The sequence below is a fragment of the Pseudomonas sp. B14-6 genome, from assembly GCF_013260315.1.
Lineage (GTDB): Bacteria > Pseudomonadota > Gammaproteobacteria > Pseudomonadales > Pseudomonadaceae > Aquipseudomonas > Aquipseudomonas mandelii.
In genome coordinates, this window is record NZ_CP053929.1 from 1,433,354 (window position 1) to 1,460,017 (window position 26,664).

Annotated in this window: 19 protein-coding genes and 3 pseudogenes; 15 read left to right on the forward strand and 7 right to left on the reverse strand. The window is 58.4% G+C overall.

Translation table 11 applies throughout. From position 1 onward, the window contains the following. Window positions 1–6: 6 nt before the first annotated feature. From HP062_RS06515 to HP062_RS06530, 4 genes are all read right to left on the reverse strand, one after another. The gene (locus HP062_RS06515) at window positions 7–999 is read right to left on the reverse strand and encodes a TerC family protein (protein ID WP_154912139.1); all 993 of its coding nucleotides are present in this window, start codon (window positions 997–999) and stop codon (window positions 7–9) included. Between the two features lie 305 nt (window positions 1,000–1,304). Continuing rightward, window positions 1,305–3,089, reverse strand: a complete 1,785-nt coding sequence (locus HP062_RS06520) for a SulP family inorganic anion transporter (RefSeq protein WP_102594145.1) — start codon at window positions 3,087–3,089, stop codon at window positions 1,305–1,307. Between the two features lie 217 nt (window positions 3,090–3,306). Continuing rightward, window positions 3,307–4,083, reverse strand: a complete 777-nt coding sequence (locus HP062_RS06525; RefSeq protein WP_172791097.1) for an SDR family oxidoreductase — start codon at window positions 4,081–4,083, stop codon at window positions 3,307–3,309. Further along, the gene (locus tag HP062_RS06530) at window positions 4,077–4,409 is read right to left on the reverse strand and encodes a nuclear transport factor 2 family protein (RefSeq protein WP_172791098.1); all 333 of its coding nucleotides are present in this window, start codon (window positions 4,407–4,409) and stop codon (window positions 4,077–4,079) included. Before HP062_RS06530 ends, HP062_RS06525 begins: the two co-directional genes overlap by 7 nt. A 105-nt stretch (window positions 4,410–4,514) precedes the next feature. Here HP062_RS06530 and HP062_RS06535 point away from each other — a divergent pair, with 105 nt between their 5' ends. Then, a complete protein-coding gene (locus HP062_RS06535) occupies window positions 4,515–5,432 on the forward strand; it encodes a LysR substrate-binding domain-containing protein (protein WP_172791099.1) in 918 nt (305 codons plus the stop codon). A 61-nt stretch (window positions 5,433–5,493) separates the two neighbouring features. Here the strand turns inward: HP062_RS06535 and HP062_RS06540 are convergent. Then, a pseudogene (locus HP062_RS06540) lies at window positions 5,494–6,932 on the reverse strand (HD domain-containing phosphohydrolase). Between the two features lie 88 nt (window positions 6,933–7,020). Here HP062_RS06540 and HP062_RS06545 point away from each other — a divergent pair. Both HP062_RS06545 and HP062_RS06550 read left to right on the forward strand, forming a co-directional pair. Further along, window positions 7,021–7,794 (forward strand): alpha/beta hydrolase, encoded by a 774-nt coding sequence (locus HP062_RS06545; protein ID WP_077747721.1) that lies wholly within the window; start codon window positions 7,021–7,023, stop codon window positions 7,792–7,794. Window positions 7,795–7,857: 63 nt separating this feature from the next. After that, window positions 7,858–9,435: a GMC family oxidoreductase gene (locus HP062_RS06550; protein ID WP_145307849.1), complete on the forward strand. Its 1,578-nt coding sequence runs from the start codon at window positions 7,858–7,860 to the stop codon at window positions 9,433–9,435. Between the two features lie 113 nt (window positions 9,436–9,548). On the opposite strand, the gene HP062_RS06555 is transcribed toward HP062_RS06550, so the two are convergent. Beyond that, window positions 9,549–10,724, reverse strand: coding sequence for a DNA-binding transcriptional regulator (locus HP062_RS06555; RefSeq protein WP_172791100.1), 1,176 nt, complete (start codon window positions 10,722–10,724; stop codon window positions 9,549–9,551). A 179-nt stretch (window positions 10,725–10,903) separates the two neighbouring features. Between HP062_RS06555 and xylA the strand changes: the two genes are divergently transcribed. The 11 genes and pseudogenes from xylA to HP062_RS06605 all read left to right on the forward strand — a co-directional run bounded on the left by xylA (window position 10,904) and on the right by HP062_RS06605 (window position 22,207). Beyond that, a complete protein-coding gene (xylA, locus tag HP062_RS06560) occupies window positions 10,904–12,220 on the forward strand; it encodes a xylose isomerase (RefSeq protein ID WP_154504885.1) in 1,317 nt (438 codons plus the stop codon). A gap of 147 nt (window positions 12,221–12,367) precedes the next feature. Further along, the gene (xylF, locus tag HP062_RS06565) at window positions 12,368–13,369 is read left to right on the forward strand and encodes a D-xylose ABC transporter substrate-binding protein (RefSeq protein ID WP_010460800.1); all 1,002 of its coding nucleotides are present in this window, start codon (window positions 12,368–12,370) and stop codon (window positions 13,367–13,369) included. A 99-nt stretch (window positions 13,370–13,468) separates the two neighbouring features. Further along, window positions 13,469–15,025, forward strand: coding sequence for a D-xylose ABC transporter ATP-binding protein (xylG, locus tag HP062_RS06570; RefSeq protein WP_010460802.1), 1,557 nt, complete (start codon window positions 13,469–13,471; stop codon window positions 15,023–15,025). Beyond that, a pseudogene (locus tag HP062_RS06575) lies at window positions 15,026–16,161 on the forward strand (sugar ABC transporter permease). Between the two features lie 210 nt (window positions 16,162–16,371). Continuing rightward, a pseudogene (locus tag HP062_RS30970) lies at window positions 16,372–16,542 on the forward strand (aldehyde dehydrogenase (NADP(+))); the annotation flags it as partial. A gap of 320 nt (window positions 16,543–16,862) precedes the next feature. After that, entirely contained in the window at window positions 16,863–17,327 is a 465-nt protein-coding gene (locus HP062_RS06580) for a thiol-disulfide oxidoreductase DCC family protein (RefSeq protein WP_172791101.1), read from the forward strand. Window positions 17,328–17,472: 145 nt separating this feature from the next. Continuing rightward, on the forward strand, window positions 17,473–18,033 hold the full coding sequence (gene folE, locus HP062_RS06585; RefSeq protein WP_010460809.1) for a GTP cyclohydrolase I FolE: 561 nt from the start codon (window positions 17,473–17,475) through the stop codon (window positions 18,031–18,033). A 35-nt stretch (window positions 18,034–18,068) separates the two neighbouring features. After that, window positions 18,069–18,779, forward strand: a complete 711-nt coding sequence (locus HP062_RS06590) for an SDR family NAD(P)-dependent oxidoreductase (protein ID WP_172791102.1) — start codon at window positions 18,069–18,071, stop codon at window positions 18,777–18,779. Window positions 18,780–18,793: 14 nt separating this feature from the next. Then, entirely contained in the window at window positions 18,794–19,099 is a 306-nt protein-coding gene (locus HP062_RS06595) for a DUF6482 family protein (protein ID WP_010460813.1), read from the forward strand. Between the two features lie 25 nt (window positions 19,100–19,124). Next, window positions 19,125–20,663, forward strand: a complete 1,539-nt coding sequence (locus HP062_RS06600; protein ID WP_172791103.1) for a cryptochrome/photolyase family protein — start codon at window positions 19,125–19,127, stop codon at window positions 20,661–20,663. Window positions 20,664–21,238: 575 nt separating this feature from the next. Next, window positions 21,239–22,207, forward strand: a complete 969-nt coding sequence (locus tag HP062_RS06605; protein ID WP_083376601.1) for a DMT family transporter — start codon at window positions 21,239–21,241, stop codon at window positions 22,205–22,207. 479 nt (window positions 22,208–22,686) lie between these two features. Here the strand turns inward: HP062_RS06605 and HP062_RS06610 are convergent, their stop codons facing one another. Then, entirely contained in the window at window positions 22,687–24,576 is a 1,890-nt protein-coding gene (locus HP062_RS06610) for a sigma-54-dependent Fis family transcriptional regulator (protein ID WP_172791104.1), read from the reverse strand. 243 nt (window positions 24,577–24,819) lie between these two features. Here HP062_RS06610 and HP062_RS06615 point away from each other — a divergent pair, with 243 nt between their 5' ends. Next, window positions 24,820–26,643 (forward strand): NAD(P)/FAD-dependent oxidoreductase, encoded by a 1,824-nt coding sequence (locus HP062_RS06615; protein ID WP_172791105.1) that lies wholly within the window; start codon window positions 24,820–24,822, stop codon window positions 26,641–26,643. Window positions 26,644–26,664 lie beyond the last annotated feature (21 nt).

The window sequence follows — 26,664 nt, forward strand, 5'->3', positions numbered from 1 at the left end:
GGGGATTTACACCTGCGGGCCAGCAGAGGCCTGATCGCGGGTTTTCCACAGCGACAGCAGCACACCGCTCAGCAGCAACCCCAGGGTCACGCTCAAGGAAATGACCGCGGGAATCTTGCCGATGATGCCGACCAGGAAGATCTTGGCACCGATAAACACCAGCACCAGTGCCAGCGCGTACTTGAGGTAGGCGAAACGGTGAATCATCGCCGCCAAAGCGAAATACAACGCACGCAGACCAAGGATGGCAAAGATGTTGGAGGTGTAGACAATGAAGGGGTCTTGGGTGATGGCGAAGATCGCCGGCACACTGTCCACGGCGAACACCAGATCGGCACACTCGATCAGCACCAGGGCCAGGAACAACGGCGTCACCCAGACCACGGACTTGCCGCTGGCGTCCGCCTGGCGGACGAAGAAGCGCCCTTCATGCAGTCGCTCGGTCACCCGCATGTGTTTGCGCAGAAACTTCACCAGCAGGTTTTCGCTGAGGTTCGGGTGGGCATCGACCTTGCTGAACAGCATCTTCACGCCGGTCAGTAGCAGGAAAATGCCGAACACATAGAGAATCCAGCTGAACTCGGCGATCAGCGCCGCCCCCAGGCCAATCATGATCGCGCGCAGCACGATGACACCGAGAATGCCCCAGAACAGCACCTCGTGTTGATACTTACGGGGGATTGCGAGAAAGCTGAAGATCATCGCCATCAGGAATACGTTGTCCATCGACAACGATTTCTCGATCAGAAAGCCGGTGTAGAAATCCATCCCGGCGTCACCGCCTTTGATCTGCCAGACCCAGAGGCCGAACAGCAAACCGGCCGTGATATAGCCGGCAGACAGCAGCAGACTTTCACGAACACCGATTTCTCGCTGCTCACGGTGCAGCACCCCGAGGTCGAACACCAACAGGCCTATTACGATGCTGATAAAGGCGAGCCACAACCAAGTGGCGGTGCCGAGAAACTCGGCCAGGAAGAACGGTTCCAGGGCAGTCATAAGCCCCTCCTCTAGGTGTCGAAGTTATACAAACTGCAACTCCGACATGGCAGCGGTTAGCTGTCAGAGGGGCCCGGCATTGCGAGTTCAAATCTAGAGAGGCGTGTGGGGTTTCTCAATCCCGCAAGGTTTGCAAGTTATTTCAAATCGCTAGGTCGTAGCGGAAGTCGGAGTGCCGATAGGCAGAGATCCTATCTGCATGCAGAGGCATCACCCTGGACGCAGGCGGACCGCTTATCGCCGATTCTGCAACTCGCAAGCGACTGCTGCAGGCCCAATAGCAGTCGCTCGAGCACGATCGCGACTCAGCGTGTCTCGTCCTGCCCTGCCCCATCCCTCGAATGGATCACCAGGTAGCTGTCGACGGCATCGTCAATGGTGGGAAAGAATGCCGTTTCGCCAAGTCGCGCGAAAAGACCGAATCGCTTCAGCTTATCTTTGACCGGGTCCTTCATCTCGGCCATGCACAACTTGATGCCTGCGGCGCGCAGGGTTTCGTCCAACTCCAATAGCATGTCGGAAGAAGTGACGTCGACACTGGTGACGGGTTCCGCTGCAACGACTAACCAGCGCACGGGCGTTGGCGATGCCGCCACTGCGTCCAGCACGCGGTCATTGAACAGTTCGGCGTTGGCGAAAAACAACGGCGCATCCCAGCGAAACAGCACCAGGCCGGGGATGAGGCTTGCGTCGGGATAGCGCTGGATATCGTGGTAGCCCTTGACCCCCTTGGCTTGTCCCAGCACTGCGGAATACGGCCGCCAACCATCCCACAGAAATTCGATGACGGCGACCACGATGGCCAGACCGATGCCCTCGATTGCGCCGAACACAGCCACTCCGACAGTGCAGACGATCGACAACCAGAACTCCCAGCGCTGGATGCGATAAATGCGTCGCAGGTCAGCGACTTCAATCAGACCGATGGCCGACGCGATCACCACCGCTGCCAATGCACTGCTGGGCAAACTCTGCAACAGGTCCGGCCCCACCATCAGCAGCAGGGCCACGGCCAATGCGCCGACAACGCCGGTCAACTGGGTTTTGGCGCCCGCAGCTTCGGCGACAGGGGTACGAGAGGAACTGCTACTGATCGGAAAGCCTTGAAAAAATCCGGCCGCCAGATTGGCAAAACCGAGCCCTGCCATCTCCTGGTTCGGATCGACGTGGGTTCTGGTCCGTGCTGCATAGACACGAGAGAGCACACTGGTGTCGGCGAACGACACAAGTGCGACGGCGCAGCCGCCGATGAGCACGGGGATAATATCGGCTCGGGTGATCCAGGGGATGGTCAACTCCGGTAAACCTTGTGGAAGCGAACCGAGTACCGACACCCCCGCGCGTGTACCAAGGTCCAGCATACCGACAACGACAGTGGCGCCTGCCACTGCAATCAAGATGCTCGGCACGCGTTTGTAATCCTTGAGTAGCAGGATCACGATCAAGGTGGCTGCGCCGATCATGAACGCGGTCCAGTTGGTCTTTCCTTCCATCACCGCGGTGACGACGGCCCATATGTTTCTCAGCGGGCCGTCTGACTCAATCGAAAAACCGAAGAGCTTGGGTAATTGGCTGATGAGTACAGTCAGCGCGATGCCGTTCATGTACCCGTAACGGATCGGTTTGGACAGCAACTCCGTAATGAACCCTAAGCGCATGATGCCCGCCAGGATGCACACGGTTCCTGAAACGATCGCCATCATGCCCGCCAGTGCGATGGCGCGTTGTGGATCGCCGCCCGAAAGGGGCAGGACGACCGCGAGAATAACGGCGGCCAGTGAAGAATCCGGGCCAAGCACCAGAATTCGGCTGGGCCCAAACAACGCGTAAGCGATCAGAGGAACGATGGTCGCATAGAGGCCATAGATGCCGGGCACGCCCGATGCCACGGCGTAGGCGATGCCAACGGGCACCAACATCGTGGTGAGCACCAACCCGGCCATGATGTCGTGACGCAACCAGGCAACCCGGTACCCGCGTAGCGTGCGAAGTCCAGGAAGCCAGCGACCCCACCCGGTTTCGTTACCGACACCGCGACGTGCAATCCGGCCCGGTTCAGGGACGGGAGGCAAAGAATCCGAATTGCTCATAGCGCTGTGGCCTGCGGTAATGTGATTAGACAGTAGCTCAATCAGGCAAATTGTCCCGTCCCGATGCCCGATTCCGAGGGGGCGAATGCCGGGGTCGGTAGCTGCCAATGATGAAATGCAGCTAACGGCCAAGCGGACATCCGCCAAATGTCCACCGGCAGTGAACACGCGCTGGTCGCTGGTTTCGGCATTCGGCACATTCGCGCGAAAAAGACGGCTAGACAGTCGGCACCGTTCCGCCATCGATGACAAACTCACTGCCCGTGATAGATGAAGCTCGAGGCGAAGCCAGAAAGCCAATCAGGTCGGCAACCTCTGACGGCGTCGATGGGCGCCCGAGCGGGATGCCCCCTAGTGCTTCCATGATGATCTGCTTGCCGCCTTGATAGTCAGTCCCTGCCTCCTGCGCGAGTCGCTCGGCCAATGCGACCGAGGCTTCGGTTTCAACCCAGCCCGGCGAAACCCGGACAACACGGACGCCTTTGGGCGAAACCTCTTTCGATAAACTCTTGCTGTAAGTCGAAAGCGCAGCCTTGGCCGCTGCGTAGGCTGTCGTAGCGTCCGGCAGAGGCAGCCGACTCTGGATGGAGGTCACGTGGAGGATGACCCCTTCCTTTCGCCCCAGCATATCCGCGAGCAAGGCACGATCCAGGCGCACGGCCGGAAACAGATTCAGATTGAGCTCACGTTGCCACTGCTCTTCGTCCAGTGCAGCGAAGCCACCGCCAGGTGCCGACGAACCACCCAGGACATGGATGATGATGTCCACACTGCCCAGTCGCTGTCGGGTCGCGGCGATGACTGCATCGCAGCCTTCCCGGGTCGAAAGATCAGCCAGAACCAACAGGCCATCCGGCAGGGCACTGTTTGGCTCCCGAGCAGAGGTAATCACCTTCGCGCCCTCGGCCAGGAACAGGTCGACGACGGCCTTCCCGATGCCCTTGGTGCCTCCGGTGACGAGGACTCGCTTACCACTCAAGCCAAGGTTCAGCATGGCGTGATCTCCAAGGAGGCTATGCGATCGCTCTCCAGCGTGAAGACGTGACTCAACTGAACCGGGCTACCGGGAAAATGGCCGGTAAGCCGTGCAATGACGGTCAGCCTGCCCTCTCCCTGCATTGCCTGCAGAGGTTGAACGTCAAAAGAGAAAGCCCGCCGGACCTCCCTCTGCCAGACTTCGATGGCCTGAATGCCTTCATGCGTTTTGTTTTCATCGAACACCCTGGCATGCGAGCAGAAGCAGCTCGCAAGTTGTGATAGGTCGCCGCCATTGCTGACATCGAAGTACGTCTCAACGGCGACGGGAAGCTTAAGGCTCATTTGTTGATCTCCTGGATGGATTACCTGGAGTGATCTTGCGACCTGACTGATAGTTTGCTCAACTGGGATAAACTTTATGACCTATCCCATAATCCAGGACAATTCATGTCAGACCCTCGTTTAGGCCTGAGCGAGCTGGACGCCGTTATAGCGGTTGCCCGCAGGGCTTCGTTTCGACAAGCCGCCATCGATCTGAATGTCTCAACCACCGCGTTAAGCAGCACCATCGCTAAACTGGAAGCAAGCCTCGAAACGCGGTTGTTCAATCGCACGACCCGCAGCGTGGCCGTCACCGAGGCCGGCAGGATTTTTCTGGAGCAGGTGGGGCCGGCGCTGCAGGATTTGCGCGCGGCGCTCGACGCGGTGCGATCCCACAATGCCGGCCCTTCGGGTACGCTGCGCATCAATGCGTTCGCCAGCGCTGCTCGCGCAGCACTCCTGCCATTGGTGGTGGAATTCTTGCGGCATCATCCGAAGGTACACATCGACCTTGTCACCGAAGGCCGCCTGGTGGATATCGTCGCTGATGGCTTCGATTTCGGCGTACGTTCCGCGAGCCTCGTGCCGAGCGATATGATCGTGATCCCCCTCGGCCTGCCGCAACGGTACGCCGTGGTCGGTACACCGGCGTACTTCGACCAATACGGCAGGCCACGGACACCGCCTGATCTGCTCAACCATCGGTGCGTGCGTGTCCGTCTGCCCAATGGGGCGATTTTCCCGTGGCATTTCGAGCGAGATGGAGAAGTGACCAGGCTCGATGTGAGCGGGCCGCTCACGCTTGATGAACCGAGCGTCGTCAAAGCAGCGGTGCAGGAAAGCATGGGGCTCGGCTTTTTCATGGAGCAGGACGTTCGGGATGAAATCGAGGCCGGACAGTTCGAGCGGGTATTGGACGATTGGACGCCGCCCAGAGACAAGCTCTGCCTGTACTACCCTAACCGCCGCAACCCCTCCGCCGCGATCAAGGCATTCATCGCCCTGGCTCGCGCCAAACCGCTCGCCAAAGATGGACCCGCGTAAACGTCGCCCATCGATTGTACAAACGAGCCTCACACACTGATTAACCTGGCGCTACTCGGCATCAGGCGATCAAACCCAGCGTCAATCCTTTCAGGGTCGCGGCGGCTCGGGTCGAGCATTCCAATTTGCGAAATATGCTTTCCATGTGGGTGCGAACAGTGCTCGGACTGATGTCCAGCAGTCGCGCCACCTGCTTGTTACTAGCGCCGCGGCTGATTTCCAAGAGCACGTCACACTCGCGTGCGGTGAGTAACGAGCCCTTCGGCTGATGAGTCCGACGCTCGCCACGGGCAGCGGCGATAACCGCGTCACAAACATCCTTGTCGAACAAGCCACCGGCGGCATCCTGTGCGAGCAGACTGGCCGCCTCCGATTCGCCATAGGCCGTCCTCCATGGCCGGGCTTCCCTTAGTGCGACCCAGGCCACGGAGGTGGCGAACAGTCGATGCTCGGCACACAGTGCATCACCCATCACGCCTCGAAAATAACCACTGCCATTCAGCCGTTCGTAAGCATGGGCTGCAATCTCCGCAGACACGGCCAGCTCACTGATAGGCCTCAGCGCCTGCTGCGTCCAGTAGGGGACGAGGTGCACCCGCTCCACGGCGCTATAAGAAAGCGCCCCGGCGGTATTCCAGAGCTGGTTGGAAACGGCTGCCCGGCCGAGACCGTAAACGAGCGCTGCCTTGCCGATCGCAGTCAGGGAGGGTTCACCTAGCCCCAAGAACGTGCAGCCTCCATCGCGACATGCGCCACCCGTCGCGAGTGCCCCGCCAGCCAGGGTAGCTTCAAGTCAATCACGTCCCCCACTAATGTCAGCGAGACCGAACGTTCGGCCTGCGCGTCGGCCGGGTGTTGCGAGAGGCCTTCCAGGTCTGCCAGCCACTCCCTGGCGTTATCCATGAGCAACGACGCGAGGGAGGCGGGATAGCGTCGATCCGACTGGTCGCGAATCCAGCGCAGCGCCGCGTCGAGGCCATGTGCTCGACTGAGAATATCCAGATCACCTGCAAGCACCACCTGATAGGCGACCTCCGGAATGTGTTCATGGGTCAAGCCCAGCGGTCGGCCAGTCCCATCGTAGGTTTCGAATACGCCGCACAAGCCGGCCTCGACAGCGGCACCCAGTTCGAGGGTTCTCGCGACTTCGCCAGAGACCTCGCAGTGCACCACGGCAAGCGGAATCGCCTGGTGTACCGCGTTCATCTTCTCTTTGCTCAGGGTCAGATCGAGCATCGCACGGCGGCCATCGACGTCATCACCCAGCAGATTTGCAAACCCTTCGGCGTTGGCGGTGCAACCTGACCAGCGCAGCAAGGCGACCTGCTCCGCTACCCTCTGATGCTCGCCCTCGCCGTGTGCGGCCTGCGCCAACCTCCGCGCCAGTGCGGCAACGCGTCGGGAATGCCCGAGAGGCTGTCCCATGCTGAGGTCCCCGACCTGGCCGATCGCCCGCAACGCTCCGCTCAATGAGATGTCCAGGTGCAACGCGCTATCCATGAAAAAATGCCTTGGGTCGGATAAATGACCGATGCCCACGAAGCAGGCCAGTCAGCAGAATTTGAGCTCCCACACAGGAGCTGATGCAATGAAAACATTCAGATCGAAAGCCGCCACCGTCGCCTTTGCCCTTGCAAGCACATTGGTCGCGGGTGTCAGTCAGGCCAAAGATACAACGCCTTCGGTGGTCATCGTACACGGCGCATTCGCCGACGGCTCCGATTGGGCCAAGGTCGTGCCGCTTCTTCAGGCCAAAGGGGTTGCAGTTTCGGTCGTGCAAAACCCGCTCACCTCGCTTGCCGATGACGTCGCCGCGACGCAAAGAACCTTGAACAATCAGCCAGGCCCGGTCGTTCTGGTCGGTCACTCCTGGGGCGGCACCGTGATTACTCAGGCCGGCAGCGACGAAAAAGTCCGCGCCCTGGTGTACGTCGCCGCCTTTGCGCCTGATGCCGGTCAAACAAGCGGCGAGCAAGGAAAAGGCGCGCCCACGCCTCCGGGCATCAGCCAGATCAAGGCTGACGGCAACGGTTTCCTCTACTTGACGCCAGAAGGTATGGCCAAGGACTTCGCCCAGGACCTCCCTGCGACGCAGACCGCCGTGATGACCGCGACGCAAGGCCCCATCAAAGCCTCCGCGTTCGAGGATAAAACGACCGTTTCGGCCTGGAAGACCAAACCGTCGTGGTATCTGCTCGCCACCGAGGACCGGATGATCCATCCCGATGTCCAGCGCTCTGCCGCCAAGCGTATCGGCGCCACCCTGGCGGAGCTGCGCACCAGCCATGTCCCCCAGCAGTCGCAGCCAGCCGAAGTGGCCAAGGTGATTCTCGAGGCAGTGAAAAAAGTCGGCGAGCAGTGATTGCTGCGTGCGGCGCCACTAATAACCCAGAACTCAACCGCTGCATCGATACGGAACGGACGCATGAATCATCTGAGTGAGCGCAACTACGACTTCATCGTGTGTGGCGCAGGCACGGCGGGCTGCGTGGTTGCTGCCCGCCTTGCCCAACAGTCCAACGCACGCGTGTTATTGATTGAAGCAGGCAGCGAATACAACGGCCCAGAGGTTGTAGAACCCGCGCAGTGGCCGCTGAACCTCGGTTCGGAGCGCGACTGGGCATTCGAAGGACAAGCCAATCCCCACCTCAACGGTCGTCGTCTTTCCTTGAACATGGGCAAGGGGCTCGGGGGTGGATCCAGCATCAACGTGATGGTCTGGGCACGCGGGCATCGATCGGACTGGGATCACTTCGCTGCCGAGTCCGGCGACGCTGCCTGGGGATACGATTCGGTACTGGATTATTACCGGAGGATCGAGAACTGGCACGGCAGCCCGGATGCCGCACGGCGGGGTTCTGGTGGCCCCGTGCATGTCGAGCAGCCAGCTACGCCTCAGCCCCTCGCCAAGGCAATACTGGAAGCGGCCAGCCGTCTCGGTATTCCCCGATATGACAGTCCCAACGGCGCGATGATGGAAGGCCCGGGCGGGGCCGCGATCACCGATCTGCGCATCAATCAGGGCAGGCGCGAGTCCGTTTACGATTCCTATATCCGGCCACTGCTGAACCAACCGAATCTGACGGTTCTCACCGGCGCATTGGTGGCCCGTGTTCTTCTTGACGGCTCACGGGCGGTCGGTGTCGAAGTGATAATCGAAGGGCAACGCCACTGCTTCTATGCCGAAGCCGAAGTCGTCTTGTCCCTGGGCGCGGTGAATACGCCCAAGGTGCTCATGCAGTCAGGAATCGGCCCGGAGCGCGAACTGCGCACCCATGGCATCGTTCCGATCAGTCACCTTCCCGGCGTGGGTCAGAATCTTCAGGACCATATTGCCTTTGCCTGTACCTGGGAATACTTGCGACCCCAAGCTGTGGGCGGCGGTGGTTGTGAAACCACTGTGTACTGGAAAAGCGACAGTCGCCTGGACGCCCCAGACCTGCTGCACTGTCAGCTTGAATTTGCGGTGCCCTCCCCGGCTGAAGTGGGTATCCTGCCGCCGCAACAGGGTTGGACGACGTTCGCAGGGCTGGCCAGGCCTGTCAGTCGAGGGCGCGTGCGCCTATCGGGCGCCGGGCCATTGGATGCACCGCTGATTGAACCGAACTCGCTGAGCGCACCCGAGGACATTGCGTCGGCGTTTGCGTCGATCGACCTCTGCCGGGCAATCGGCAACAGCGAAGCCTTCAATGGGTTGGTAAAGCGCGAGGTGGTCCCCGGGCCAAAAGATCACCGCGCCATGGAGCAGTTCATGCGCAATTCTGCAGTGTCCTACTGGCACCAGTCCTGCACCGCGAAAATGGGCCGAGATGCGATGTCGGTGGTCGACCATCAACTCCGCGTGTATGGCATCGAGAAACTGCGGATCGCCGATGCCTCGATCATGCCGCGAATCACCGTTGGCAACACCATGGCTCCTTGCGTCGTCATTGGCGAGCGAGCAGCCGATCTCATCCTCGCGGCGCATGGAGTGATCGCTCCGGTCACAGCGCCACTCGGATAAGGCAATGAGAACACTGACAGCGGGCGGCGGTATCGTCGACCTTGCAAAGAAAGGGAGGCAATTGACGGTCGCAGTCGCAACCCACAGCAATTGACCAAACACGCCTCGCGTCGCTATCTGGCGCCCTGCTGGTATTCCCGGGGCGTGCACCCCAACTCGCGGCGAAAAACGGTGTGCAGGTACTGCGCCGATTTGAAGCCGCAATTGCGCGCGATGTCGGCGATGGCTGAATCAGTGTTCTCCAGCCCGTTGGTGGCGGCTGCCAGTTTGAAACCCAGGATCTCGTCGTGGACGCTGCAGCCTCGCACATCGCGAAAGTGCGATTCCAGCGATGAGCGAGACACCCCCACGTAGGCCGCCACTTGCGCGGACTTGATGCCCTGGCAGGCATATTGGCGAATGAACAGCAGGGCTTGCATGACATATGGGTTGCCCAAGGGTTGGTGCAAACTCGAGACCTGCACGTTGATCGCATCCGGGGGTATCAGGATGTGCATGCCGGTGGAGGGCATGCCGTGCAGCATCTGGTGCAGCAATCGCGCAGCGGTGCGCCCCATGGTTTCGGTGCCCTGGATGACCGAACTCAGGGGGACCCGGGTCAAGCAGCGGGTCAACGGGTCGTTGTCGATGCCAATCAGTGCCACCTGCTCCGGGACGGCGATTCCGGCGGTCAGGCAGGCTTGCAGCAGCTGCCGGGCGCGGGCGTCACTGACGGCGATGATACCAATGGGTTTGGGCAGGCTCTGTAGCCAGTCGATCTGCTGCTCGACGGCGCTGTCCCAGAGTGGCGCGCTGGTGCCCATGCCCCGATAGACCTCAGCGTGCAGACCATCGCGTTGCATCAATCGTCGAAAGGATTTTTCCCGTTCCTGCGCCCAACGGTTGGCCTGCGCTTCCGGCAGGCTGAAGCAGGCAAAACGTGTCAGCCCTGCCTCGATCAAGTGCTTGTAGGCAAGGGTAATCAAGGCGTCGTTATCGGTGGCCACATACGGGATACCTTTCGGATAGGCGCGCTCATCCTCGTAAGAACCGCCCACCGCCACCACGGGTAACGCGATGCCGGCCAACGCCTCACCGATCAGCGGATCGTCGAAGTCGGCAATGATCCCATCCCCCTGCCATCGTTCGATGCCTTTCAGGCGACAGAGAAAATCCTCCTCCAGAAAAAGGTCCCAAGAGGCACGGGTGCTGCTCAGGTAATTGCCGATGCCGCTGATGATGCCGCGGTCATAGATCTTGCTGCCGTTGAACAGCAGCGCAATGCGGTGCACGGGAGGTACGGTTTTCATTGTTTTTATTATGGTCTGGAGGCAAGCCGTCCTGGACGGCGATTGGCACAGACTAGGCGTGCGGTCGACGAATCTCAATACTCAAAATCGCACCCTGTGTTGATGATTTTCGTAATCAGCGGTAACGAGGCCGTTGCTAGTATCGGGACACCGCCAAGAACAACAAGGACATTTGCCTGATGCCGTACTTCCCCAACGTCGACCAGATTCGCTACGAAGGCCCTGACAGCAACTCGCCTCTCGCCTTCCGACACTACGACGCCGACAAAGTCATCCTCGGCAAACCCATGCGTGAACACCTGCGCATGGCTGCCTGTTATTGGCACACCTTCGTCTGGCCAGGGTCCGATGTGTTCGGTGCAGCAACCTTCAAGCGCCCGTGGCAACACACCGGCGACCCGATGGAGGTGGCCATTGACAAGGCGGCCGCCGCGTTCGAGTTTTTCTCCAAACTGGGTATCGACTATTACTGCTTCCACGACACGGATGTCGCCCCGGAGGGCAATTCGCTGAAGGAGTACCGCAACCACTTCGCGCAAATGGTTGATCACCTGGAGCGACATCAGGAAGACAGCGCAATCAAGCTGCTGTGGGGAACCGCCAACTGTTTCAGCAACCCACGCTTTGCCGCCGGTGCCGCCAGCAATCCGGACCCCGAAGTGTTTGCCTGCGCCGCCGCCCAGGTGTTCAGCGCCATGAACGCCACCCAACGCCTGAAAGGCTCCAATTACGTGTTGTGGGGCGGTCGCGAAGGTTACGAAACCTTGCTCAATACCGATCTGAAACGTGAACGCGAACAACTGGGCCGCTTCATGCGCATGGTGGTCGAGCACAAGCACAAGATCGGCTTCAAAGGCGACCTGCTGATCGAACCCAAGCCGCAGGAACCGACCAAGCACCAATACGATTACGACAGCGCGACCGTTTTCGGCTTTCTCCAGCAGTTCGGTCTGGAAAAGGAAATCAAAGTCAACATCGAGGCCAACCACGCAACCCTGGCAGGCCATAGCTTTCATCACGAGATTGCGACGGCCGTCTCGCTGGGGATTTTCGGCAGCATCGACGCCAACCGCGGTGATCCGCAAAACGGTTGGGACACCGATCAGTTCCCCAACAGCGTCGAAGAAATGACCCTGGTGACCTATGAAATTCTCAAGGCCGGCGGGTTCATGAATGGCGGATTCAACTTCGACTCCAAGGTCCGCCGCCAGAGCCTCGATGAGATTGATCTGTTCCATGGCCATATCGGTGCAATGGACGTTCTTGCCCTGTCTCTGGAACGGGCAGCCGCCATGGTTCAGAACGACCGACTGCAGCAACTCAAGGATCAACGCTACTCCGGCTGGCAGCAGCCGTTCGGGCAGGCGGTGCTGACGGGTGACTTCAACCTCCAGTCACTGGCCGAACATGCATTCGCTAACGAGCTGAACCCGCAAGCCGTCAGCGGCAGGCAGGAGATGCTCGAGAACGTCGTCAACCGGTTCATCTATCGCTGATCGCCAGCGAAGTCAGCCGGCAGCGGGGCTGTGACATTTACGCGACAAATCTGTGTCCGCAACGCCTGCCGACTCTCTACAGTCCTACCAGCCCGATACTCATCATCAGGCAGTGTCTTTCCAACAACAATAAAAGGACGCACCACCATGAAGAACGTAAAACGCACGCTATTGGCCGGCGCCTTGGCTCTGCTGTCGTTGCCGGTGATGGCCGATGCCGCCCACCCGAAAATCGGTTTCTCCATTGATGATCTGCGGCTGGAGCGCTGGTCACGGGACCGCGATTACTTTGTCGCGGCAGCAGATAAAATGGACGCCAAGGTCTTCGTGCAATCGGCCGATGGCAACGAGCAAAAGCAGATCTCGCAAATCGAAAACCTCATTTCCCGCGGCGTCGATGTGATCGTCATCGTGCCGTTCAATGCCACCGTCCTGACCAACGCCGTCGCCGAAGCGAAGAAGGCCGGAATCAAGGTTGTGTCCTATGACCGCCTGATTCTCAACGCCGATATCGACGCGTACATTTCATTCGACAACGAAAAGGTCGGCGAAATGCAGGCCAGCGGCGTGCTGCACGCAGCGCCCAAGGGCAATTACTTTCTGCTGGGTGGCGCGCCCACCGACAACAACGCAAAAGTGCTGCGCGAAGGGCAGATGAAAGTGCTGCAACCGGCCATCGACAAGGGGGACATCAAGATTGTTGGCCAACAATGGGTGAAGGAATGGAGCCCGACCGAAGCGCTGAGCATTGTTGAAAACGCCTTGACCCGCAACGACAACAAAATCGATGGCATCGTTGCCTCCAACGACGCCACGGCAGGCGGCGCCATACAGGCATTGGCGTCTCAGCAACTGGCTGGCAAGGTGCCGATTTCTGGGCAAGACGCGGACCTTGCAGCGGTCAAGCGAGTGATCGATGGCACTCAAACCATGACCGTGTATAAGCCGCTGAAACTCATCGCCTCCGAAGCCGCCAAACTCTCGGTACAACTGGCGCGTAACGAGAAACCCGCCTATAGCTCGCAGTACGACAATGGCAGCAAAAAAGTGGACACCATCCTGCTCACGCCAACCCCGTTGACCAAGGACAACATTGACCTGCTGGAGCAGGACGGGTTCTACACCAAGGCACAGATTGCCGGGAAATGAACAGCAGAGCGTAACGTCTCAACGGCCCGCTGCGGGAGCCCGGCCAGCCCCTGGTTCCTGCAGTGTCAGCCACATACCTCACGCTCATGAGTCTCTGCCATGCCCGATTATCTGCTGCAAATGAACGGTATCGTCAAAACCTTCGGCGGTGTCAAAGCGCTCAATGGCATCGACATCAAAGTCAGGCCGGGTGAGTGCGTTGGACTGTGCGGCGAGAACGGCGCCGGCAAGTCCACACTGATGAAAATCCTTTCGGCGGTCTACCCCCATGGCACTTGGGACGGCGAAATTCTCTGGGATGGTCAACCGCTCAAGGCCCAATCCATCAGCGAAACCGAAGCCGCCGGTATCGTCATCATTCACCAGGAACTGACGCTGGTTCCCGACCTGTCGGTGGCCGAGAACATTTTCATGGGCCATGAACTGACGCTGCCCGGTGGGCGCATGAATTACCCGGCGATGATCCACCGTGCCGAAGCCTTGATGCGTGAACTGAAAGTGCCGGACATGAACGTGTCGCTACCCGTTTCGCAGTACGGCGGCGGCTATCAGCAACTGGTGGAAATTGCCAAGGCACTGAACAAGCAAGCGCGCCTGCTGATCCTCGACGAGCCTTCATCGGCCCTGACCCGCTCAGAAATCGAAGTGTTGCTGGACATCATCCGCGACCTCAAGGCCAAGGGTGTTGCCTGCGTCTACATCTCCCACAAGCTCGACGAAGTAGCCGCCGTGTGCGACACCATTTCAGTGATCCGTGACGGCAAGCACATCGCCACGACCGCCATGGCGGACATGGACATTGCGCAGATCATCACCCAGATGGTCGGACGGGAAATGAGCAACCTCTACCCTACCGAGCCGCACGACATCGGCGACGTGATTTTCGAGGCCCGCCACATCACGTGCTACGACGTCGATAGCCCCAAACGCAAACGGGTCGACGATATTTCGTTCGTTCTCAAACGTGGGGAAATCCTCGGAATCGCCGGTCTGGTCGGCGCAGGCCGTACAGAACTGGTGACCGCGCTGTTTGGCGCCTACCCCGGCCGCCATGAAGGCGAGGTCTGGCTGGACGGCCAACCCATCGACACCCGCACGCCGCTCAAGTCAATCCGAGCCGGCCTGTGCCTGGTACCCGAGGACCGCAAGCGCCAAGGCATCATTCCAGACCTGGGCGTCGGCCAGAACATCACCCTGGCCGTGCTGGACGGTTACTCGAAACTGACCCGCATTGATGCCGAAGCCGAGCTGGGTTGCATCGATCGGGAAATATCGCGCTTGCACCTCAATACCGCGAGCCCGTTCCTGCCGATTACCAGTCTCTCCGGCGGCAATCAGCAAAAAGCCGTGTTGGCGAAGATGCTGCTGACCAAACCCCGGGTCCTGATCCTCGATGAGCCCACCCGGGGTGTGGATGTCGGCGCCAAGTACGAAATCTACAAGTTGATGGGAGCGCTGGCGGCCGAAGGCGTGTCGATCATCATGGTTTCCTCGGAGCTGGCCGAGGTGCTAGGTGTGTCCGACCGAGTATTGGTCATCGGCGAGGGGCAGTTGCGTGGCGACTTCATCAACCGCGAACTCACCCAGGAACAGGTGCTCGCCGCCGCACTCAGTCAATCTGGTGGCTATAACAATAATGATCGGATACCCGCGTAAATGAATCAGGTCAAACAACTTTTTACCCGCTACAAAATGCTCGCGCTGCTGGTTGCCGTGGCAATGATTTGGATGTTCTTCAGCTGGCAGACCGAGGGCGGATTTCTAACACCGCGCAACCTGTCCAATCTGCTGCGACAGATGTCCATCACCGGGATTCTTGCCTGCGGCATGGTGCTGGTCATCATCAGTGGCGAGATCGATTTGTCGGTCGGCTCATTGCTGGGCTTGCTCGGTGGGGTGGCGGCCATCCTCGACGTGATCTACCACATACCGCTGCTGGCGAATCTCAGCCTTGTCGCCCTGTGCGGACTGCTGATCGGTCTTGCCAACGGCTACATGGCTGCGTACCTGCGCATCCCGTCTTTCATCGTGGGGCTGGGGGCATGCTGGCTTTTCGCGGCATTTTACTGGGGATTACCGGCGGCACGACCATCGCCCCGGTGTCGCCGGAGTTTGTCTACATTGGCCAGGGTTATTTGCCACACACGATGGGCATGGCCCTGGGCGTTCTGCTGTTCGCATTGACGCTGTTCCTGACCTGGAAACAACGGCGCAATCGCGCGCTTCATGGTCTGGCGCCACATTCACTGGCGCGTGACGTTTTTCGAGTGCTGTTGATCGGTGCAGTGCTGGCCGGATTCGTCCAAACGCTCAACAGCTATGACGGCATCCCCGTGCCGGTTCTGCTTCTGCTGATTCTGCTGGGTGTGTTCAGCTACGTGACCAGTCAGACCGTATTCGGTCGACGCGTCTATTCCGTGGGCAGCAACATGGAAGCAACGCGCCTGTCCGGTATCAATGTGCAAGCCGTGAAGCTCTGGATTTTCGGCATCATGGGCGTAATGTGCGCGCTCGCCGGCGTGGTGAACACGGCGCGCCTCGCCGCCGGCTCGCCCTCGGCCGGCAGCATGGGCGAACTCGACGCCATCGCTGCGTGCTTTATCGGTGGCACCTCCATGCGCGGGGGCTCCGGTACGGTCTACGGTGCCCTCCTCGGCGCGCTGGTCATTACTAGCCTGGACAACGGCATGTCCATGCTTGACGTCGACAGTTACTGGCAGATGATCGTCAAAGGCAGCATTTTGGTGCTGGCCGTATGGATAGACGTGAGCACCCGGACCGGACGACGCTGATCCGCTGCGGGATGAAATCATTCACGACCGCATTGGACATAAGCCCTTTTTCTCAAGCCGAAGCCTCCCTCTTTCAATGCCGAACATAACCGCCCAAGCAATATAGGGTCGTTGATCTTGTCGAGGGAGGTTCAGCTGGCAAGCACTGAGTATTCAAGATTAGGGCAGAGGCAGACGCCATTTGCGGTGGATCAGTATGGAATTGGTCAAATTCACCATCGAGCAGGCCATCATCAAGAAGGCAGCCAGGCTCATCCACAGCTATTCGAAGCCGACGCTGAGCTACTGATCAACAATGACGAGTTACTTAAGCACGAGGTGTTTGGCCCGGTGGTCGTCGTCGTTGCGGTTAATGACCGGCACCAACTGCAGCAAGCCCTGATTTTCGGGGGGATTCACCAAGGCGATTCATGAAGCCCGGCGGATTTACGGTATCGCACATTACACGTAGCACATGAGCGCCAGGCTCCTGAGCGCGGTTTCAATGCTGTCCATCTAGCCTGGCAATTGCGCCTTGACCTGATGTGCAAATTCCGGACTCCCATTGACGAACCTGCTCAAAATGCTCGGGGAAAAGTGCAGCCTTCGAATGAACACCAGCCGCTCTTCCAGTTTGAGCGTAACAGCCAAATGAATCGTGCCCATTGTCAGTCCTTTTCTTTCAGCATATCTTGTACAAAACCTATACAAGGCCGCTAGAAATGTACAATAAAAAGGATTGGCCACTGACGCTGTACTTCGACGGTCAATGTCCACTGTGTGCGCGTGAAATCAAGATCCTGAATCGACACGCCACAGAGAGTCGACTGCTTTTTATTGACATCAGCAGCGGTGCGTTCGACGCCAAGGCACTTGGGTTCACTTTCGAGCAAATGCAGTCCTCGCTGCACGCCCGTTTCGCCGATGGCCGCTGGGTAACCGGTCTGGACGCCACCTTGTGGAGCTGGCGAGCCGCAGGCCTGGGGTTTTGGGCTGCGCCATTGACATGGCGTGCCATCCGACCGCTGCTTGCTTTAGGTTATCGCTTCTTCTGCCGCTTACGGCCCCATTTGGCATGGCTTCCTCACCCTGATGGCCGCCGTAGCTGTGTGGATGACCGTTGTGGGGTGCCGGAGTCAAAACCCGCACCAGACGAGCGGCCCACGTTGAAAACAAAGCAGCCCTAGAACGCTTCGCTTTGACATTGGCCCGACGAAGAAACTGGGTCATAGCTGATCGGGTGCACAACGTGTTTTCTGGTGCGCAGCAGGCACTTTCCTACTGCCAAGGATTGCCGCCACATGAAGCGCAGCATGGCTGCGAGGAGTCTAAATGAACCCATCAATAGCCAAGCATTACCGTGAAATTCTCGTCGCCGTAGGCGAGAACCCTGAGCGTGAAGGACTGCTGGACACGCCCAAGCGCGCAGCCAAAGCGATGCAATACCTTTGCAACGGTTACACGATGAGTCTGGAAGACGTGACCAACGGTGCCCTGTTCGAATCGCAAAACGATGAAATGGTCATCGTGCGCGATATCGAGCTGTATTCATTGTGTGAGCATCACCTGCTGCCCTTCATCGGCAAGGCTCATGTCGCGTACATCCCCACAGGAAGGGTACTGGGTCTATCAAAGGTCGCCCGAGTCGTCGATATGTTCGCCCGCCGCTTACAGATCCAGGAAAACCTCACAAAACAAATTGCTGATGCCATCCATCACATCACCGATGCGGCCGGCGTGGCCGTGGTCATTGAGGCAAAGCACATGTGCATGATGATGCGGGGCGTGGAAAAGCAAAACTCTGTGATGACGACCTCAGTGATGCTGGGGGCCTTTCGCGAGTCATCCGCTACGCGTCTCGAGTTCCTGCAACTGATTGGGCGACGCAGTTAAGGCCCAAAATCCGTACAAGGTGTGGGAGAGGCAAAATGAACAGTTCCTTTGAGATGAACTCACTCGGCTACGGCTACCGCGCCTTGGTGATAGGCGCCAGTGGAGCGCTCGGCACGGCGTTTTGTGAATTGCTCAACGAAGATCCACGATGCTCGGTTGTTCGTGAGCTGGGGCGCAATAGTGCTCCAGGATTGGATCTGGAAAAGCCCGACAGTATCGCCAGCGCAGCCGCCGAATTAGCCGAAGAAGCCCCGTATCAGTTGATTTTGCATGCTGCCGGCCTGCTTCATCGCGAAGACATCAAGCCTGAAAAAAGTTACACCTCTATTGAAGCGGATGCGCTTCAGGCGATATTCCAAGTCAACACACTCGGGCCTGCACTGATTTTGCGTCACTTCTTGCCCTTGCTTGACGCTCGCGGCGCAATGGCCGTGCTCTCCGCCAAGGTCGGCAGTATTGGCGATAACCGTCTGGGCGGCTGGTATGCCTATCGCGCCTCCAAGGCAGCGTTGAACATGTTGATTAAAACGGCTGCGATTGAACTAGCCCGAACACGCCCTCAGACGCGCTTGCTGAGTCTTCATCCAGGCACGGTCATTTCGGGCCTGTCCCAGCCCTTTAAAGGCGCTTCTGCCGCCAGGCCTGCAAGCCTCGCTGCCCGCGAATTGTTATCACTGATTGACCGCTTGGCGCCTGCCGACAGCGGCAATTTCTTTGCTTATAACGGAGAACGCCTACCGTGGTAGGCAGGGAGTGAACCTTGAATCTGCAAGCGTTGACCGAACGGGCCGCCAATGGCGAAGTACGAGAGTTGGAGCTGCTGTCTCTGGAAGGCGGTTTTTATCTGGCGCGAGTCGGGCTGGATCACGGCCAGTTCACGTTGCTGGACGATACAGCGAAGCCTATGCACCTTCGCTCCATCAATCACCTGCGTGAGTTGTTGCAGTTTGTCCCGCCATTCCCCTGCGTGCTTGTGCAGCAGTGCGTCCATGACGAGATGTGCGGCTCACGTGAAGGGCGCATTGAGCCGTTACGCATTCCTTTCTCGCTGACTGCGCCTTGGTGAGTCACCTTCCGTTGGACTCTGTCGAATGAATAAGACTCACCGACTATGCCTGGTTTTGGGCGACCAGTTGTCTTTTGACCTGGCCTCATTGAAGGGGCTGGACAGCGAGCGTGATACGGTTTTACTGGTCGAAGTGATGGAGGAAGCCAGTCATGTGCCCCATCACCCGCAAAAAATCGCACTGATCTTCAGTGCCATGCGCCATTTTGCTGAGGCATTGCAGCAGCGTGGCATTCGCGTGCAATACGTCACGCTCGATGATCCGCAAAATAGCGGCTCGGTGCCGGGCGAGTTACGGCGCTGGCAGTCGCTGCTGCAGCCGGATGAGTTGCACCTGACAGAATGCGGTGACTGGCGCCTGGAGCAGTCGCTCAAAGATTGCGGCTTGGCGATTCAGTGGCATACCGATACCCGTTTTTACTGCACCCGATTCGAATTTGCATCCTGGGCCGAAGGCAAAAAGCAGCTGCGCATGGAGTTCTTCTACCGCGAGATGCGACGCAAGAGTGGCTTGTTGCTCAACGGCGATGGCAGCCCGGTCGGCGGCGCCTGGAACTTTGATGCCGAAAATCGCAAGGCACTGCCTAAAGGCGTTAGAGCCCCCTCACCCCTCCGTTTTTCGGCCGATGCCATCACCCAGGACGTGCTGGCGCTGGTTGCAAAAAACTTTTCCAGCCACTACGGCGCCCTCGACACTTTTGACTACCCGGTGACTCACGCCGATGCCCAAGCGCTGTGGGACTACTTCCTTGACTGGGGTCTGGCAGCCTTCGGCGACTACCAGGATGCGATGGCCAGTGATGAACCTTTCTTGTTCCATGCACGGATCAGCGCCGCGCTGAATATTGGCCTGTTGGATCTGCGTCAATTGTGCAGCGACGTCGAGGCTGCTTACTGGGCGCACAGCATTCCATTAAACGCTGCCGAAGGCTTTATCCGTCAACTCATTGGCTGGCGTGAATATGTACGCGGCGTCTACTGGCTGAAAATGCCCGACTACGCCGGCGGCAATCTGTTTGGCAACAGCAGGCCGCTTCCAGAGTTCTATTGGACAGGCGACACCAAGATGAACTGCATGGGCCAGGCGATCGGCCAAAGTTTGAAACATGCCTATGCCCACCATATCCAACGGTTGATGGTCACCGGCAACTTTGCGTTGCTGGCGGGCATCGCACCGAGCCAGATTTGCGACTGGTACCTGGCGATCTACATGGACGCATTCGACTGGGTCGAGCTACCCAATACATTGGGCATGGTCATGCATGCCGATGGTGGTTACCTGGGCTCCAAGCCTTACTGCGCCAGTGGCCAATATATAAAGCGTATGTCCGACTACTGCCGTAACTGCGCGTACAAAGTCAGTGAAAGCACGACGGACGACGCCTGCCCTTTCAATTCGCTTTACTGGCATTTTCTAATGCGTCACGGCGACCTTTTGCGCAGCAATCAGCGCATGGGCATGGTCTATAAAAACCTCGATCGTATGACTGAATCCAAGCAGCAAGCACTCTGGGATCGTGGCCAGAAACTGCTCGCCAAAATCGATGCGGGGGAGTCGTTTTGAAGAAGAGTGAACTACCGATCAAAACCTGTGCGGTCTGCGGATTGCTCTGCCCTACTAGAAAGATCTTCCAGTCCTAAAAACTTTCGTGCTGCTACGCCGATCTCTTCGACGGAGGATTCGCGATGCCAAATTCAGATCTGCTCCCTTCCCTGCTACTCAAGATCTATCAGAACCAGCTTGCCTTTGAGGCCGCCATCATGGAACTCACGCTTTGCGTCGAGCAGCGTGGATCGGTTCAAGGTAAGCAACGGACAAGCAAGTCCTCAAGCGAATAGCTAGTTTAAAGATGTATGCCAATTGGAGAGGGCCTGAAAGGCTCTCGTCTGGCCGAACATTTTTATCGCCATAACCAGCAAAAATATGGTCGGAATAGGCCTGCGCACCCTAGTCATACGATCTCCAATCATTAACCAAAGAAGCAAAAATCACCCCTCCAACGCAATACCAGAGCCTGCAACGCTCGAAACCCTCTTGCCCGGCCTACTCGAATACGATACAAACCAATCCAGTTGTACGACAACATTATAAAAATGCCCCCGCCACCTGAGTCGGCCTATCACTCTTCGAGACCTGCCATGCCCCGCCCTACGTATGCCCAAACCATACCGCCGCCCTTCCCCCGCCATCTCGCCGTGATCATACTTTTGTGCATGGGCTGCGCGTTCGCCGGTAACCATGTGGCGGCACGGGTCGCTTTTGATGATGGCGCGGGTGTGTTGTTGGCGATTTTGATGCGTTCTGGCGGGACCTTGCTGGTGCTCGCCATTCTGGTGTTGTGGCAAAAACAAAGTCTGCGTCCGCCGCCGGGTACCTGGCACTGGCAGTTGCTGTTGGGCCTTCTGATTACCGTGCAGAGCCTGTGTCTGTACTCCGCTGTAGCACGGATCCCAGTGGCGCTGGCGCTGCTGGTGGCCAACGTGTTTCCTATCTTGCTGGCGTTGCTCACCTGGGTAGTGGGTGGCCCTAGACCGACTGCACGCACCGCTACGTTGATGGGTTTGATTCTGGTTGGGCTGGTGTTTGTGTTGGATGTCCCCGGGCGTGTGTCGACCACGACCAACGTCAGCCAAGAATGGCTGCTGGGCGTCGCGTTCGCGTTCTGCGCCGCCAGCGTGTTCGCATGCGCGCTGTGGATTACTGACCACAAGTTGTCTCAGGTACGTGGTTCGGTGCGCAGTCTGTTGACCATTTTTATCGTATTCGGCAGCGTCAATCTTGCGGGGTTGGCTGGCGCCCTTCCAGGCGGACTAAATCTGCCCGCGACGTCAACCGGATGGTTGGCCCTTGCCACCTTGGTGGTGCTGTACGGCACGGGTTTTATCGTACTGTTTATTTTGGTGCCTCGGCTGGACATGCCACGCAATGCGCCGGTAATGAACATCGAGCCGCTGGCGACGTTGCTGATGGGCTGGATTGTGCTGGATCAGATGCTCAGTGCGGGGCAGGTTCTGGGTGGGGCGATTGTGGTCACCTGTATCGTTTTGCTGACGTATCGCACATCAGCTATCAAGGCTGACGAAAAAGCGCGACGGGCACAGTGCTAATACCAGGGATACTGCTTGGGGTTAAACAACGTAACCGCCGTCCTACCCGAGAACTTAGGTAGTCATCCATTGTGACTTCATTGAACGAGCGCCCTTTGGAAGATCGGAGGTGTGGAATGAACCCAGTAACACCTGACGGTCGTTACTTTGTTGTCAAAGGGCAGCTGTGGCGATGTTCTAATCCATCGCTTAAGGAGGATGTGCGGCAGAGTCTCGTAGATGAGCTCATGGCAGCTCGACGTGAGGTGAAGAAAGCTAAGGCTTGGTCCGGGTTGTAGCCCGCCTCCAGCCAGACCTCCTGTGATTGCTTGTTGCGCTTCACAACACGTTCACTTGCCCCTGCCAAGTGCTGCCAGAACCTACGGCAGTCCGCACTGCCCTGGTAGTCAGGAAAATAGACGTCTGGGGCTTATGTACTCAAACCGACATCACTTGGCCGGTATCCTTCAAGACGTCAGTCAGACACAGCGGTTCGGCATTCAACCGGGGCGCGAAATACCATGCTGGCGCAGTTTGCGGTAGAGCGTATTACGGCTGATCCCCAAGCGGGCGGCGACATGAGCGATGTGCCAATGTTCCGCCTCAATCAACGTTAGCAGTGTCTGCCGTTCAGACACTCCAAGTGGGTTTTCGGCTAACACGGCTGGAACTGCCGGTAGCAACTCCGCCAAGTCCTCCAGAGTGACACGTCCCTCTATCGACAACGCTATCAGTGTGCGCAGACACGTGCGCAGCTGCCGGACATTACCCGGCCAAGGATGCGTCAGCAAGCGCTCTCTAACTCCGGCCTCGAGCCGAATCCTTGCATCTTTTGTCTCTTCGCGCAGTAGAAGGTCGAGCAAACGACCCTTGTCTGAACGCTCACGTAACGGTGGGAGCTGCACGGAGAAACCGGCAATGCGATAAAACAAGTCTTCGCGAAAACGCCCTTCGACCACACAGGTGTGCAGATCCTGGTGGCTGGCACTGATAAGGCGAATATCGAGCGGACGTGCCGTCGCGCCGCCTAGGGGCACCACCTGACGTTCCTCCAGCACCCGCAGCAGGCGAGTCTGCAACGCCAGGGGCATATCGGCGATCTCATCGAGAAATAGAATGCCGCCATGGGCTTGCTCCAGCTTACCGATCATTCCTTCCTTGCGTGCGCCAGTAAAGCTGCCGCCGTGATAGCCGAACAGCTCGCTCTCAATCAGCGTTTCTGGAATGGCCGCGCAATTGATCGCTACAAACGGCTGGCTAACCCTGGAGCTGGCGCGATGCAGCGCAGCAGAAAAAGCTTCTTTGCCTGTACCGGTTTCACCTTGTAAAAATACGGGTACGTCACGCTCCAAAACACGCAATGCGCGAGCAAAGCCGCGTTGCAAGCGCGGATCTTCGAGACACACTTGCCCGTCGTCAATTTTGGGGATTGCAGGAGTGCCGGAAGGCACTCGGCGTAAGGGTTCTCGCAACTGTCCGTAGAGCTGGCGTCCGTCCAGCAGCCGCATTGGCCAGCAGACACTTGGCTGCGAGCTGGCCTGACTCATCACCTGATCGAGAGGTGTCTCCAGCAGCATCGTCAGAGATTGCCCAACCACCTGCTCACGGCTGAGGCCCAGCAGCTCGAGCGCCGCATGATTGACTGAACAGATACAAGCGCTCTCGTCGAAACTGAGCAACCCCTCCCCCAACAGCCCGACGTAGTCGGACTCCGGGTGGAAGCGCAGCAAGTATCGCTGCGGATCATGCCCCAGGAAATAACAGCTCTCGATCAAATGGGCCGTCAGGTTGGTCAATGCCATTGCTTTGAAGTGCTGCTGAAGACCTTGTTCTTCTCGCACAGAAGAGAGGTTAAGAACGGCGAGCAACTCTCCGCTCGCATCAAATATTGGGCTGGCCGAACAGGTTAAGCCGGCATGCTTGCCACGGAAATGTTGATCACGACGGATAGTGACATGCTGTCGCTCGACCAGGCAGGTGCCGACACCGTTGGTTCCCTCACAATCCTCGCTCCATACCGAACCGAGCCACAGTCCGGAACGCTGCAATTCGGCTCGTTCGGAGTCATTGAACACGCTGTCGATCGCCACACCGCGAGCGTCGGTGAGTAGCACCACGTGGCCATCACGTCCGAGCTGTTGGTGCAAGTTGCTCATCTGCCAGTGAGCCACAGCGATGATGTGTTCCAGTGGCGCGCGGTGATCCTGCAAGCGTGGATGCTCAACCACGTTAGGTGCGCGGCGACTGGCAGGATCGAGCTGATATTGATCCAGGCACCGGCGCCAGGATCGTGTGATGGCCAAGTCAGCAATAGGGCCATGGGTGGCGTGAGTACCCTGCACGGCTTGCAGCACTTGTTGTGCATGGGCGTTGATCAAGGCCGACTTCATTATTCTTGTTCTCCGTTACGGTTAGGACACGGGTCTGTTCGCAGCTTATATGAAAAGATCGCAACCAGCGCTTTTTGCACCGAGTGACACTCTGTCATCCACCATTTTCAGAATCGTGACAGATCTGCGAATCCAAGCCTGAGCAACACCGCAGCAGCCGCTCTGCAATGGGGCTTTCGCGAAGGTGGCCCGAGCCTTGCTCAGGGGCAAGTTGTACAAAAACAACAAGATCGGAGAAGCCCCATGAACATCGCTGTTGAAACACCTCTGCACACGCCAACTGCTCAACTCGCGGCTTGGGTCGAAAACCTCGGCGAGCGTCTCGCCCAACGTGATGTGGACGGCGTACTGGAACTGTTTGCCGAAGAGTGTCACTGGCGTGACCTGCTACTTTTCAGCTGGAACCTGGTGACCCTCGAAGGCAAGCCTGCCATCCGAGACATGCTCGAAGCACGCCTCGACCAGACTCGTCCTGAGCGATGGAAACTGGAAGGTGAAGCGACGCTGAATGACGGTGTGCTCGAAGGTTGGATCAGCCTGGAAACCGAAGCGGCGCGAGGTAAAGGCTACGTTCGCCTAAAAGACGGTGTGTGCTGGACGCTGTTGACAGCCATGCGCGAGCTCAAAGGCTTTGAAGAACCCAGTGGCCGCCGTCGTCCAATGGGTGCAAGTCATGGTCACACCCACGCCGACAAACGCAACTGGTTAGAGCGTCGCCAAGATGAAGAAGCTTCGCTAGGCATTACCACCCAACCTTACTGCCTGATCGTTGGTGGCGGCCAAGGTGGGCTGGGGCTCGCTGCGCGGCTCAAGCGAATGGGCGTGCCAACTCTGATCGTCGACAAAGCCGAACGTCCCGGCGATCAGTGGCGCGGTCGCTACAAGTCGCTGTGCCTGCACGACCCTGTCTGGTACGACCATATGCCTTACCTGCCCTTCCCCGATCACTGGCCAGTCTTCACCCCAAAAGACCAGATTGGAGACTGGCTCGAAATGTACACCAAAGTCATGGAGCTCAATTATTGGCCGCGTACCGAATGCGTGAGTGCCAACTTTGACGAGCAAAGTGGCACCTGGAAGGTTGAAGTGCAGCGCGATGGCGAGCGTGTGACTTTACAGCCTACACAGTTGATCCTCGCCACTGGCATGTCTGGCGTCCCCAACGTTCCTGTTTACCCGGGTGCTGAGATTTTCAATGGCCAGCAGCACCATTCCAGCCGCCACCCCGGCGGGGACGCCTGGCGCGGCAAGCGCGCGGTTGTCATCGGTGCCAACAACTCTGCTCACGATATCTGCGCCGACTTGGTGGAGAACGGTGTCGAGGTGACCATGGTGCAGCGCTCCAGCACCCACATCGTACGCTCCGACAGCTTGATGGAGCTGGTCTTCGGCGGGCTCTACTCTGAAGACGCCCTGGAGACAGGCTTGACCACCGACAAGGCTGACATGCTATTCGCCTCTATCCCCTACAAAGTGATGCCAAGCTTCCATCAACCGATCTTTGAGGCGATCAAGGAGCGTGACAAGGACTTCTACGAGGGTTTGACCAAGGCCGGCTTCATGCTCGATTTCGGTGATGACGAATCTGGCCTTTTCATGAAGTACGTCCGCCGTGGTTCTGGTTACTACATCGACGTCGGCGCCTGCGAACTCATCGCTAACGGCACGATCAAGCTCAAAAGCGCGCCAGGCCTGGGTGTCGAACGCATCGAAGCAGATGCCGTCGTCCTCAACGATGGCAGCCGCCTACCTGCAGATCTGATCGTCTACGCCACGGGCTATGGCTCAATGAATGGGTGGGCGGCGAAGCTGATTTCCCAGGAAGTCGCTGACAAGGTCGGCCGTTGCTGGGGACTGGGGTCTGGAACCACGAATGATCCTGGTCCGTATGAGGGCGAATTGCGCAACATGTGGAAGCCCACACAGCAGGAAAACCTCTGGTTCCACGGTGGCAACCTACACCAGTCACGGCATTATTCGCTGTATCTGGCGTTGCAGTTAAAGGCGCGCTTCGAAGGCATCGACACATCCATCTACGGCCTTGCAAAGAGTCATCACACTGGCTGAGTCAGAAGGCGCCCAACCGAG

Excerpts from the sequence above, each read along its gene's own strand:
- HP062_RS06545 (WP_077747721.1), top strand. The coding sequence starts at position 7,021 with ATGAAAACATTCAGATCGAAAGCCGCCACCGTCGCCTTTGCCCTTGCA.
- HP062_RS06535 (WP_172791099.1), top strand. The coding sequence starts at position 4,515 with ATGTCAGACCCTCGTTTAGGCCTGAGCGAGCTGGACGCCGTTATAGCG.
- HP062_RS06610 (WP_172791104.1), bottom strand. The coding sequence starts at position 24,576 with ATGAAGTCGGCCTTGATCAACGCCCATGCACAACAAGTGCTGCAAGCC.
- HP062_RS06525 (WP_172791097.1), bottom strand. The coding sequence starts at position 4,083 with ATGCTGAACCTTGGCTTGAGTGGTAAGCGAGTCCTCGTCACCGGAGGC.
- HP062_RS06605 (WP_083376601.1), top strand. The coding sequence starts at position 21,239 with ATGCCCCGCCCTACGTATGCCCAAACCATACCGCCGCCCTTCCCCCGC.
- folE (WP_010460809.1), top strand. The coding sequence starts at position 17,473 with ATGAACCCATCAATAGCCAAGCATTACCGTGAAATTCTCGTCGCCGTA.
- HP062_RS06600 (WP_172791103.1), top strand. The coding sequence starts at position 19,125 with ATGAATAAGACTCACCGACTATGCCTGGTTTTGGGCGACCAGTTGTCT.
- xylG (WP_010460802.1), top strand. The coding sequence starts at position 13,469 with ATGCCCGATTATCTGCTGCAAATGAACGGTATCGTCAAAACCTTCGGC.
- HP062_RS06530 (WP_172791098.1), bottom strand. The coding sequence starts at position 4,409 with ATGAGCCTTAAGCTTCCCGTCGCCGTTGAGACGTACTTCGATGTCAGC.
- HP062_RS06615 (WP_172791105.1), top strand. The coding sequence starts at position 24,820 with ATGAACATCGCTGTTGAAACACCTCTGCACACGCCAACTGCTCAACTC.
- HP062_RS06515 (WP_154912139.1), bottom strand. The coding sequence starts at position 999 with ATGACTGCCCTGGAACCGTTCTTCCTGGCCGAGTTTCTCGGCACCGCC.
- HP062_RS06550 (WP_145307849.1), top strand. The coding sequence starts at position 7,858 with ATGAATCATCTGAGTGAGCGCAACTACGACTTCATCGTGTGTGGCGCA.
- HP062_RS06580 (WP_172791101.1), top strand. The coding sequence starts at position 16,863 with ATGTACAATAAAAAGGATTGGCCACTGACGCTGTACTTCGACGGTCAA.
- xylA (WP_154504885.1), top strand. The coding sequence starts at position 10,904 with ATGCCGTACTTCCCCAACGTCGACCAGATTCGCTACGAAGGCCCTGAC.
- xylF (WP_010460800.1), top strand. The coding sequence starts at position 12,368 with ATGAAGAACGTAAAACGCACGCTATTGGCCGGCGCCTTGGCTCTGCTG.
- HP062_RS06520 (WP_102594145.1), bottom strand. The coding sequence starts at position 3,089 with ATGAGCAATTCGGATTCTTTGCCTCCCGTCCCTGAACCGGGCCGGATT.
- HP062_RS06555 (WP_172791100.1), bottom strand. The coding sequence starts at position 10,724 with ATGAAAACCGTACCTCCCGTGCACCGCATTGCGCTGCTGTTCAACGGC.
- HP062_RS06590 (WP_172791102.1), top strand. The coding sequence starts at position 18,069 with ATGAACAGTTCCTTTGAGATGAACTCACTCGGCTACGGCTACCGCGCC.